The sequence below is a fragment of the Candidatus Tisiphia endosymbiont of Hybos culiciformis genome (genome assembly GCF_964030975.1).
Taxonomy (GTDB): domain Bacteria; phylum Pseudomonadota; class Alphaproteobacteria; order Rickettsiales; family Rickettsiaceae; genus Tisiphia.
Window position 1 is genome coordinate 289,732 of sequence record NZ_CAXIQH010000001.1, and the last position, 10,185, is coordinate 299,916.

The following is a 10,185-nucleotide window of genomic DNA, read 5'->3' on the forward strand; positions in this document are numbered from 1 at the left end:
GTATGATTGTCCTTTTGTGTAAATTGTAATCATCTATTGACCCCTTTAAAGGAAAAATTGTAATGAAAATTGCCCCCCTAAATAAGTAACAATATCTCCGAAAAATTAATATTGTTAATATTTTTTTTAAGGAGTTTTAAAGGGGTGTTTATAGTGGAAACAATAGGAAGAATACGTAGGATGTACCACGTTGATGGTAAGGCAATTAAAAAAATTGCTAGAGAATTGAATATATCAAAGAATACAGTAAAAAAAGTCATTCGTAGTGATCAAACCAAATTTGAGTTAGCAAAATATACCAAAGATAAACCGGTTCTTGGTAATCATCTTGCAGTACTAAATCAGTTATTAGTAGAGAATAGCAAGGAGCCGGTTCGACGCAGAATGACGGCAAAGAAACTATACCAACAGCTACAGATATCGGGTTACACAGGAAGTTATGAAACTGTGAATCTAATTGTCAGGGCATTTCGTAGAGAACGCGAAGCAAAGGGTCAACAAGTTTTTATTCCACTAAATTTTGAACCTGGAGAATCTTTTCAATTTGACTGGGGAGAAGAGGAGATATGTTTAGATGGTGAGATTATTAGAGTAAAGGCTGCAAGAATAACACTATGCTACAGCCGTCATTCTTTGGTTATTGTCTACCCTAACGAGCAACTTGAGATGGTGATGAAAGCACATGAAGAAGCCTTTAAGTTTTTTGCTGGCTGCTGTAAGAAGGGAATTTATGATAATATGAAGACAGCCGTTAAAGAGATATTAGTCGGCAGGAATCGTATTTTTAACGAAAAGTTTGTTCAGATGGCATCTCATTATTTATTTGAACCGACTGCTTGTACTCCAGCATCTGGTTGGGAGAAGGGGCGAGTTGAAAAACGAGTAGGTGATACTAGACGTAACTTTTTTACACCAATACTGACAGGGGAAAGCTATGAAGATATCAATTATTAACTCAGAGAGATGTCTTTAAATTGGTCTAAAACTAGACAGCATCCTGACTTTAAAGAGCGGACAATCTTTGAAGTATATGAGGAAGAAAAGCCATATTTAATAAAATATAGAGGAGAATTTACAGCTTACAGATTGCATCCAACTATAGTTTCGCCTTTAAGCCTTGTGCAATATGATACTAATATGTATAGCGTTCCGTGTGAATATGTAGGTGTTGCTGTGCAAATTAAATCCTATGCCTGGGAGATAGTTATCCTATATGAAAGCAAGGTTATAGGAGAGCATGTTCGCTGTTTCAATCGCTACCAGAAGATTTATAATCCATGGCATTATATCTCAGCTCTGGAACGTAAACCAGGGGCTTTGCGTAATGGTGCTCCCTTTAAAGAGCTTATGAGCTTATTACCAGAGGTATTTAGTAAGATACGCAATAAACTGGAAAACTACAAGGACAGTGATAAACAATTTATAGCAATTCTGCAGTTGGTTAATAAGTATGGATTAGACAAGGTGACTAATGCCTGTAATTTAGCAATTACTATTGGTGGCTGTAGTGCTAAATTAGTTGAGCAGTATTTACAACCAGCTATACAAGTAGATATCAATGAATATAAGTTTATTCAGTTAAAAACTCCACCAGACGCTGATTGCAGCAGTTACAGTAAAATACATTTAACAACCTATTCAGTAGTGGAGGAAAATTAAATGAAGGAGTTAATATTATTATTAGATAAATTGGGTTTAGCAGGAATGAAGATGCAGTTAACAGAGATGGATTTAGCAAAAGAAATGCCTGTGGGAGCAGTATATGAAGCATTAAAAAGGCTTCTTGAAGCAGAATGTCAGTATAAAAAATCACGTTCATTGAGTTATCGACTACAGCTAGCTAGGTTTCCTACAATAAAGCTACTTTCGGACACTAGCCAAGCTAAATTGGTTAGCCATTGTGATATACAAAAAGTTGTTGATAATCAGCAGAATATAATGTTAATTGGTGGTTCTGGGTCAGGCAAGACTCATCTAGCAATTGGTTTAGCATTTACTGCAGTTGAAAAGGGTTGCAGGGTAAGGTTCTACACTTTAAATGAATTAGCTAGCCAATTACTAAATGCTAGAATGCATAACTATGAGCTCAAATTCATCGATTCAGTTAAGAGGTTCAATGTTATTGTGATAGATGAACTGGGCTATGTACCAATAAAGCCCGAGGCTAGATTCTTACTATTTGAGCTGTTTGCAAAATTATATGAACAGTCCTCGCTTATCATAACCACCCATTTGAGATTTGAAGAATGGGAAGATATATTTGGTAATCCTAAGGCAACAAAGGCAATTATCGATAGGCTAACCCATCATTGTCAAATCATAGAAACTGGTAATAAAAGTTTTAGAGGAGGAAAAGATGCAGAATAAAGATTAAAATAATATACTATTATATAAATTAAAAATTACCAATGATTTTAGGGGATTTTATCTGAATTTTAACCAAAATTAACTAATTTTTTTTGTGGTCAAGGGGGGTCAATAGTTTATTACAATAGGGGGTCAATAGATGATTACAATTTACAATCTAGTGGATTAACTCTTGTACCTAGTGCATAAAGTAGTTTGCCATTAGGTAAGACAATATCTTCTTTTACCATATAGCTTGGCTCATAGGTAAAACTCTGTGGTTTCTCAGTTCGTTTTATATTTGTAACGAGTACAGGTTCTTCTATTCTATTTTTAGCAATTTCTAACATTTTTCTTTGCTCCTGTTCTATATCAACTAGCTTTAGTTTTCTTTGGATCATTGCTAAAAATCCTTCCTCCTTAACCTCAAAAATTGTTCCATATATACCAAAATCCTTGGCAATGGTTATTTGTGGTAGTAAGATTACTAAAGCTATTATTAGTTGTTTCATTTCTATTTAGTTCACTTAGTTTTTTATGTTTGCTTTTTTATAGTTAGTCCTATTAGTATTTATCCATGATAAACTGACGTCATTGCGAGGAGGCACGAAGCCCGAACGAAGCGTGGATTGCCACGACCACTACGTGGTCTCGCAATGACGATGTATCTATTATTTGTCATTGCGAGAAGACCGTAGGTCGACGAAGCAATCCATAAAAGTAACCAAAAATGGGTTTTTCGTCGCTACTAAAGTAGCTCCTCGCAATGACGTATGTGAATTTGGCATATATGTTAGTCGGGTTAGCTGTATGTTTACCTTTGTTCCTCAGTTCACTTGTATTTTCTTCAAATCTTTACCACATTCTCTCCAATACTCAAAAATCTCTGGATTGGTATTAAGTAGCGTTTTGCTTGTTAGCAACATACCGTAAAGAACTTCAATATCTTCTGGATGTAAGTAATCCAGTCCTGCTTTTATTACTAAACCTCCTAGCATGATCTTTTTTCTGGTATCTTGTTTACGTTTTAAATAATTAGCATTTTGGCTGTTAATTTGGTTGTTACTTGGACTGTTCATATGGTACCTGTAGTTGTTACAATCATTACGAGATTGTGAGTTTATATTTGAGTTGGTATTTTGTTTGTTCGTTTGTCTGTATACTTGCAGCAAAACTGCAACAAGATATTAATTTCCTTCCATTTCAACTAGTAAATTCTATAGATACTGATCCTGTGGCTACTCCCAAACAAAATTACTACACTTGCCACATTATTAAACCAAATGGTACCAAGCTTATTATCCAAACATTGGATCCAAAAATCATAATTCAGACATTTCTATGCTGCAACTAACCCCTCAGTCAGTTATTTTTGTTGCCACTATTGCCATCGACTTTCGTAAGGGTATCGATGGTTTAATAGCTGTTTGCAGACAAAAACTTTCTTCCAACCCTCTTAATGGTTCCTTGTTTTTATTCTATAATAAAAACAGAACTGCCATTAAAATTTTGTCCTTTGATGGTCAAGGCTTTTGGTTATGCTCTAAACGCCTATCCAAAGGTAAATTTACGGCAAAACTTTCCCCATCTGATAATTCATCTTATCAGATTTGTTATAGAACCTTACACATTCTTATTCATAATGGTGATCCTAGTTCTGCCAAACTCTCTAATGATTGGCTTCCTGTCATTTAAGCTGCCGTCTCGATTAATTCCGTATTATTTATATATCTTGCATAGGCAAAAGGCGTATAATTCGTAGGATGCTTCTTTGCTTTGTTGCTCTGCTCTTGCAGCCAATTTAAATATTTAAATGCATTGATTTCATTCTCACTACAAGTCTTTACTATACTATACAGACCACTATGTATCTCAGCACTATTGATTGTTTTAAAGAATAATGAATTCTTCCTTTGTAAAATAATGGTACGTAGTGACCTCTCAGCCCAATTATTATCAAGACTGCTAACTGGAATTTTCAAAAATTGCGTCAAACCTTCTTTATTATTTAACCAATATTTCATAGCTTGCCCAAACCTACTATTAGGCTCAACTTTCTTGTCGTTAAATAATTCATCTATTTTGTTATATATATTTTCTATATATTTACTGCTATGTTCCTGATGGTACTTCAGCTTCTCCTCAAGGCTCATCTCTTTACATTGATGTTCATTATGGTAAATCCCAGCAGTCTGTTTGAGAAAATATCCGCATTCTTCAGGGTAATATGGTTCATTCTCTGTAAATTTTCTCTGCCCATGTGACAAACAATTGATCATCACTATTATTGCCAGTAATTCTTTATCTGCTTCTGATAATACCGGGTTATTATTGTTACTTGCATCAGTCATTAAATGAATAGAATCAGTCCTATTCTTACGATTCTTTAGTACGTTACCAATATTTTCCCCGCCATGCTTATTACCGGTAAAATATAAAACTATCACCTCATTATTGGCAGTCTTAGCACATATAGTAGTGGTATAACAGCTGCGTCCTTTCTTATTTTGAGTACGTAATTTTTTATTGGCTACAGTAATTTCTAAAATTCTAGCTCTAGTATCATCAAGATTCAGTGAGCTACATTCGGCAGCCATTTCCAATAATACCCTGTAAATTTCAGCTCCACCACCTTCTTGCCAAACATCTAAATATTGTTGCCACAACGAGCTATATGATACAGGAACCCCGCTTAAACTTTGCAACCTAGATAAACGATAGAAGGGAGTACCGTAGGTCTTTTGTAACACTATTGCACTTTTGCTACTATTTGTCCATTTGTTGATATTCTTATTGTTCATAACTGTATAATCGCAAGCATTACAGCGTAACGTTTTCTTTACATATCTGTTGACTGTAATTGGAGCATTACCTGTAAATTGTAGCAATTTTCTAGCTTCACTATTATAGAGTTTACCATTATCACAGTGAGGACAGCTATCACCACTACAAAAATTCTCAGGAGATAAATAGCTGGTATTCGCATCCTGATAATCATCAAATCCATATTTACCTTGCCAATTACTGCGATCTCTCTTCTTGGACTCATCGTACTCTTCTTCATTACCACCATTCTTATTATCAGATTCACTCGGTGGTTCTTTTAATGAATCTGAACTATCTTTTTTTTGTTATCTGCCTTAAAACCAATCATCATCTCCTTAAGCTTATTTATACTGATGTTTGATGATGCTAGCTTGTCTATTAGTTCGTTACAAAATTTCACAAGTTCTATCACCGCTTGCTGATCATCTCCTGTTAATGAACTTGCCTTAATATGTTGTATTAGTTCTTCTCGTTCCTCAGCACTTAAGGTCGCTACTTTTGGCTTTTTCATTTTGATTCATTCATTACGTTTAATAATTGAAATGTTATAGTATAACTGATAGTTTTTCAACCAGTTTTTTTACTAATCGGTGATATTTGCATAGTAGGAACCCAAATTTATAAAATAAATTCATACTACCAAAAAAATTTAATAGAGTTATGCAGTTTTGCTGCAAGTATACCTATCATTCCTTCCAGTTCTTGCCATATCTTGATGTTATCCATTCCTTATGTCATCTCCTCCTTCGACTATACCATACATTTTATATTATTTGTAAACTACGACTGTAGTACTAGCCATGATTCGTATACTTGGTACGTGACATCAAGTGTGGCTCCCTCAAAAACACCTTGTTGATTAATTGCCTCTAAGTAGACTATCACATCTATTTTAGTTTCAGTGGCAATAGCTCCAGAATAATTGGGGGTTGTTCTTAATGTATAGCTGTATAGTTCCTGCTTAGCATTATTGTTGTTGCTAGTAAGAGTAATCTTATCATATGAAGCAATAGGCATAACTTCTATGGTATTAATAGGGTAGGATAATCCTTTGCCAATAGCTTTTACTAACGCTTCTTTTCTAGCCCAGAGAGTATAAAAAGTTTTATACCTTTCTTCGATACTAAAAGACTCAAGTAATGTAATTTCTTTTGGAGTAAGTACCAAATTTGACAATTCCATTACATCAAGAGTATTATCATGAAATTCTATATCTATGCCAACTTTATAATTATGTGCTACTATATAATAAACCATATTATACGAATGAGACATGTTAAATTGAATATTGCTATCCTTTAAAAAAGGTTTGCCATACCTGTTATTAATAAATTTTAAGCTATGAGCTGGCTGTTTAGTATAGTAACTTAAAATATACCTAAGAATCCCATGTGAAATAACGTAACGATCGGTAAGTAACTTGGTATAATACCTCCTTGCTTGTTTCCTTTCACCTATAGAAAGGAAACTCCAAAATTGGTCTAGGTTGTTCGTGTACTTATCCATATCTACGATATAGACAAAAACCTTATCATAACCATTATTCACATCCAATAAATCTATATTATTGGAATCTAAGGTATTAAATAACTGCATATACTATTTAGTTCTTAATTAACCTTTTGAAGCTTTGGTTTATGTACGATCAATAAACACAATACACCTCTACTTATGCCACCTTACACCTAGCTAATTCCTGAAAGTGCTGCTGTAATTTTTTTGCTATAATCTTCCACATCATATTTTTGGCTATCATCATATTATCATACCCTCTAACATTTGAATATTTGAAGTACAGTAGTTTGCTATTTCATTATTGTGTGTACTAATTATAAAGGTAGTATTATAGTGTTTGTTTATCTCCAAAATTAACTTCATTACTTGCAAAGCTGAATTATGATCTAGGTTACCAGTTGGTTCATCAGCAAGTACTAACTGTGGTTTATTAATGAGAGCACGAGCAATTGCAACACGCTGTTTCTGCCCGCCTGATAATTTGCTAGCTTTATTGTGTATATGATTTCTTAAACCAACTATGGAATTACAGCCACACAACCTTTTTCTTTTAGCCTGTTCCTTACTCTCTCATATGCATCATAAGCCTTATCTGCAAGTACATACAACCCTTGTGTTAGTCTTTCCATTAGTGCATCACTCCTTTGCAAATCATGTGCCTGTCCTGCTGTTAAATGAAAGCCAGTCGGGTTACCAAGTCCATCAACAGTTGCATGTATTTTAGTCGACAAACCACCCTTGCTACGACCAATAGCTTGATCAGTTGTTATGACTTTTTTTTTGCACCAGCACTATGTTGATGTACACGCACTATTGTAGAATCGATCATCGCATATTCATTGTCTGCATCAGCTGCAAGTAACTCAAATACCTTCTGCCAAACTCCTTTTTGACTCCATCTTGTATGTCTGGTATGAATACCCTAAAATCTCCAAATCTCTCCAAGCTATTCCTGCTCTATATCTGTATAGTACCGCCTCTACAAAAAGACGATTGTCCTTAGCTGTTATCCTACATCTCCTTCTTTTCCTGGTAGTGTATCCTTTATCCTTTCCCATTGTTCATCTCTTAAAGCATATCGACGCATTTCAACAAATCCTTTAGTTTTTTATAAACTTAATGATTTGTATCCATATGTCAACTCATTTGATGACACGCCCTAGACAAACGGTAGAAGGGAGTGCCGTAGGTCTTTTGTAATATTATCGCACTTTTGCTACTATTTGTCCATTTGTTGATATTTTTATTATTCATAATTATATAATCGCAGGCATTACAGCGTAGTGTTTTCTTCACATACCTGTTGACTGTAATTGGGCTACTGCCTGTAAATTGTAGCAATTTTCTAGCTTCACTATTATAGAGTTTACCATTATCACAGTGAGGACAGCTATCACCACTACAAAAATTCTCAGGAGCTAAATAGCTGGTATTCGCATCCTGGTAATCATCAAAACCATATTTACCTTGCCAATTACTGCGATCTCTCTTCTTGGGATCATTGCAACCTTCTCCATTTCCACCATTTTCGCTATCAGATTCATTTGGTGGTTCTTTTAATAGACCTCTTTCGAAACTCTACTTCTGCTGGTGATTTGTACGTCGATGCGGTACTCGAATCCTCACGTACATTAGAGTACGCTGCGGTTCTGCGTTCCGCGTCTCCTTCAAATCCCTCAGCACAAGCGAGTTTCGAAAGAGGTCTAATGAATCTGAACTATCTTTTTTATGTTATCTGCCTTAAAACCAATCATCATCTCCTTAAGCTTATTTATACTGATGTTTGATGATGATAGCTGGTCTATTAGTTCGTTACAAAATTTCACAAGTTCTACTATCGCTTACTGCTCATCTCCTGTTAATGAATTTTCCTTGATATGCTGTATTAGTTTTTCTCTCTCTTCAGCACTTAAGGTTGCTACTTTTGGCTTTTTCATTTTAATTAATTATCATTATGTTTAATAATTGAAATGTTATAGTATAACTGGTAGTTTTTCAACCAGTTTTTTTATTAATCAATGACCTTTCTCTCCATATTTGCAGTTTTACTACAAGTATACGATAGAGTTATGCAGTTTTGCTGCAAGTATACCTTTTTTACCTATGGAGACCCTATTAAACCCCTTCCTCTTCTAACTTTTGACAGCTATAGGGCGTAAATGGCGACGCTTACGCCTACTCACTAATTTACCACTTTTCTGTAGCAACTTGGGTTATGCTAAATTTTTACAGAATCATTTACAATTTTCCCTGCATATATTGGTAAACTTTACTATATCATTCTGTTGATAGTAATAATCCTCACATTGTAATGAAGATCCTTTAATTCTCTGTTCTTTAAGGAAATTATAATAAGAAATAGCTATCTTAGTTTCTACTAATCCTAAGGTAGCTGGTGTTTTATTTGAAGCAAGCGGCAATATACTTCCCAATACACATCCCATAATTTCATAAAGATTAGAATGAACCATTACTTCTTCTAATTCTGTTTTACCTATCCCTAAACTATTATCATAGTAGTACGTGAAATGTATTGGGACGGGTAGAGTTAATTTACCCCCCTGAAGTACTAAAATATCTTTTTGCTTTTTAAAGCGTTCTATACAATTAAGAGGATCAAAAATATGTGGTGCAGAATCGTCTACAATAATTATTCCAGGTTTTAATAAATTATGGGATACAATATTAGGAACATTAGTTGCACCAACCAATAATGTTGCTTCATTATAAACTAATTCCGGAAGTTTACAATTGATAGATTCAGCAATTAAAATTTCACCCTTATAATTAAAGTGCGAGGATAACATATGTGATATTTTTTCTAGTTCCCCTAATTTAGAGAAGATATCACATAAAATTAGCTTTTTAGGATGTTTTAAAACTGATAGCATTAATTGTAGTGTTGTTAGACCAATTGATCCAAGTCCTATACATGCAAGAGTTTCCAACTCTATATTTCTTCTTGTGCTGTCAAGTACATGTTCTATGTTTAAGACCATAGCTGAAGTAGTTGTGCCATGCCCAGTAGTTATCAAAAAATTAGGATTCTTATTCTTAGCTTTAATATCATAACCGTAATTAGTAGCAGATGGTATCAACCCGGTTAAAGAGGCACATTTAGCACCACATAATTCCGCTAAAGCTATAGCATCCTGTAACGCATTAACAAGCCCATCATCATTGTAAATTTCTTCACTTACAATAGGAATTACAAAGACACCTATCCTCCCTAAGAAAGTATCTATAACAATATCTGATGAAGATTGATTATGCATTATTTTCCCTATAAAATCAGTCTTGCTCATCCCACTATTTTGAATTGTACTGAGTCCAATACTCCCAAGAGCAATAGAATCTAATGATAGAATTTTCTTTGATGTTACTAAAGAAACCAGCGACTCTTCTTTTGGAAAGATTGTAAAGTTTTGAAAATTCTTATTCATATTGTCCTCTTATTTTTTATAAAACATTTTACATCAAATTTGGTTCTTCTGTGCT

Annotated in this window: 13 protein-coding genes and 2 pseudogenes; 5 read left to right on the forward strand and 10 right to left on the reverse strand. The window is 34.3% G+C overall.

The window, feature by feature from the left end; genetic code table 11:
• The first annotated feature begins 144 nt into the window (after nucleotides 1–144).
• Genes istA through istB form a run of 3 tightly spaced genes read left to right on the forward strand, consistent with a single transcriptional unit; the run spans nucleotide 145 to nucleotide 2,367 of the window.
• Nucleotides 145–954 carry an IS21 family transposase gene (istA, locus tag ACQH2P_RS01755; protein WP_425362749.1) on the forward strand — a complete coding sequence of 270 codons (810 nt, stop codon included), beginning with the start codon at nucleotides 145–147 and terminating at the stop codon, nucleotides 952–954.
• Nucleotides 955–963: 9 nt separating this feature from the next.
• A complete protein-coding gene (locus ACQH2P_RS01760; RefSeq protein ID WP_425362750.1) occupies nucleotides 964–1,659 on the forward strand; it encodes a Mu transposase domain-containing protein in 696 nt (231 codons plus the stop codon).
• Complete coding sequence (gene istB / locus ACQH2P_RS01765; protein WP_425362751.1) at nucleotides 1,660–2,367, forward strand: IS21-like element helper ATPase IstB; 708 nt, start codon at nucleotides 1,660–1,662, stop codon at nucleotides 2,365–2,367. It begins immediately after the preceding gene.
• 143 nt (nucleotides 2,368–2,510) lie between these two features.
• On the opposite strand, the gene ACQH2P_RS01770 is transcribed toward istB, so the two are convergent.
• Together ACQH2P_RS01770 and ACQH2P_RS01775 are read right to left on the reverse strand one after the other, a co-directional pair.
• Entirely contained in the window at nucleotides 2,511–2,858 is a 348-nt protein-coding gene (locus ACQH2P_RS01770) for a hypothetical protein (protein WP_425362752.1), read from the reverse strand.
• Nucleotides 2,859–3,173: 315 nt separating this feature from the next.
• Entirely contained in the window at nucleotides 3,174–3,425 is a 252-nt protein-coding gene (locus ACQH2P_RS01775; RefSeq protein ID WP_425362753.1) for a conjugal transfer protein TraD, read from the reverse strand.
• Nucleotides 3,426–3,472: 47 nt separating this feature from the next.
• Between ACQH2P_RS01775 and ACQH2P_RS01780 the strand changes: the two genes are divergently transcribed.
• Both ACQH2P_RS01780 and tnpB read left to right on the forward strand, forming a co-directional pair.
• Nucleotides 3,473–3,700 carry a hypothetical protein gene (locus ACQH2P_RS01780; protein WP_425362754.1) on the forward strand — a complete coding sequence of 76 codons (228 nt, stop codon included), beginning with the start codon at nucleotides 3,473–3,475 and terminating at the stop codon, nucleotides 3,698–3,700.
• Nucleotides 3,688–4,041 carry an IS66 family insertion sequence element accessory protein TnpB gene (gene tnpB, locus ACQH2P_RS01785; RefSeq protein WP_425362591.1) on the forward strand — a complete coding sequence of 118 codons (354 nt, stop codon included), beginning with the start codon at nucleotides 3,688–3,690 and terminating at the stop codon, nucleotides 4,039–4,041. The genes ACQH2P_RS01780 and tnpB overlap by 13 nt, the downstream gene beginning before the upstream one ends.
• On the opposite strand, the gene ACQH2P_RS01790 is transcribed toward tnpB, so the two are convergent.
• From ACQH2P_RS01790 to ACQH2P_RS01825, 8 genes and pseudogenes are all read right to left on the reverse strand, one after another.
• Nucleotides 4,038–5,147, reverse strand: a complete 1,110-nt coding sequence (locus tag ACQH2P_RS01790; protein WP_425362755.1) for an IS66 family transposase — start codon at nucleotides 5,145–5,147, stop codon at nucleotides 4,038–4,040. The genes tnpB and ACQH2P_RS01790 overlap by 4 nt on opposite strands.
• A gap of 38 nt (nucleotides 5,148–5,185) precedes the next feature.
• Nucleotides 5,186–5,419 (reverse strand): hypothetical protein, encoded by a 234-nt coding sequence (locus tag ACQH2P_RS01795; protein ID WP_425362621.1) that lies wholly within the window; start codon nucleotides 5,417–5,419, stop codon nucleotides 5,186–5,188.
• A gap of 30 nt (nucleotides 5,420–5,449) precedes the next feature.
• Complete coding sequence (locus ACQH2P_RS01800) at nucleotides 5,450–5,683, reverse strand: hypothetical protein (protein ID WP_425362589.1); 234 nt, start codon at nucleotides 5,681–5,683, stop codon at nucleotides 5,450–5,452.
• A gap of 269 nt (nucleotides 5,684–5,952) precedes the next feature.
• Nucleotides 5,953–6,678, reverse strand: a complete 726-nt coding sequence (locus ACQH2P_RS01805; RefSeq protein ID WP_425362756.1) for a 4'-phosphopantetheinyl transferase family protein — start codon at nucleotides 6,676–6,678, stop codon at nucleotides 5,953–5,955.
• A gap of 368 nt (nucleotides 6,679–7,046) precedes the next feature.
• Nucleotides 7,047–7,173: pseudogene (locus tag ACQH2P_RS01810) on the reverse strand (ATP-binding cassette domain-containing protein); the annotation flags it as partial.
• Between the two features lie 35 nt (nucleotides 7,174–7,208).
• Nucleotides 7,209–7,774: pseudogene (locus tag ACQH2P_RS01815) on the reverse strand (IS5 family transposase); the annotation flags it as partial.
• 616 nt (nucleotides 7,775–8,390) lie between these two features.
• Nucleotides 8,391–8,513, reverse strand: coding sequence for a hypothetical protein (locus tag ACQH2P_RS01820; protein WP_425362757.1), 123 nt, complete (start codon nucleotides 8,511–8,513; stop codon nucleotides 8,391–8,393).
• Nucleotides 8,514–8,921: 408 nt separating this feature from the next.
• Nucleotides 8,922–10,130, reverse strand: a complete 1,209-nt coding sequence (locus tag ACQH2P_RS01825; protein ID WP_425362758.1) for a hypothetical protein — start codon at nucleotides 10,128–10,130, stop codon at nucleotides 8,922–8,924.
• Between the last annotated feature and the right edge of the window lie 55 nt (nucleotides 10,131–10,185).

Excerpts from the sequence above, each read along its gene's own strand:
- ACQH2P_RS01760 (WP_425362750.1), top strand. The coding sequence starts at position 964 with ATGTCTTTAAATTGGTCTAAAACTAGACAGCATCCTGACTTTAAAGAG.
- istB (WP_425362751.1), top strand. The coding sequence starts at position 1,660 with ATGAAGGAGTTAATATTATTATTAGATAAATTGGGTTTAGCAGGAATG.
- ACQH2P_RS01770 (WP_425362752.1), bottom strand. The coding sequence starts at position 2,858 with ATGAAACAACTAATAATAGCTTTAGTAATCTTACTACCACAAATAACC.
- ACQH2P_RS01775 (WP_425362753.1), bottom strand. The coding sequence starts at position 3,425 with ATGAACAGTCCAAGTAACAACCAAATTAACAGCCAAAATGCTAATTAT.
- tnpB (WP_425362591.1), top strand. The coding sequence starts at position 3,688 with ATGCTGCAACTAACCCCTCAGTCAGTTATTTTTGTTGCCACTATTGCC.
- ACQH2P_RS01790 (WP_425362755.1), bottom strand. The coding sequence starts at position 5,147 with ATGAACAATAAGAATATCAACAAATGGACAAATAGTAGCAAAAGTGCA.
- ACQH2P_RS01795 (WP_425362621.1), bottom strand. The coding sequence starts at position 5,419 with ATGGTGGTAATGAAGAAGAGTACGATGAGTCCAAGAAGAGAGATCGCA.
- ACQH2P_RS01800 (WP_425362589.1), bottom strand. The coding sequence starts at position 5,683 with ATGAAAAAGCCAAAAGTAGCGACCTTAAGTGCTGAGGAACGAGAAGAA.
- ACQH2P_RS01805 (WP_425362756.1), bottom strand. The coding sequence starts at position 6,678 with ATGGATAAGTACACGAACAACCTAGACCAATTTTGGAGTTTCCTTTCT.
- ACQH2P_RS01825 (WP_425362758.1), bottom strand. The coding sequence starts at position 10,130 with ATGAATAAGAATTTTCAAAACTTTACAATCTTTCCAAAAGAAGAGTCG.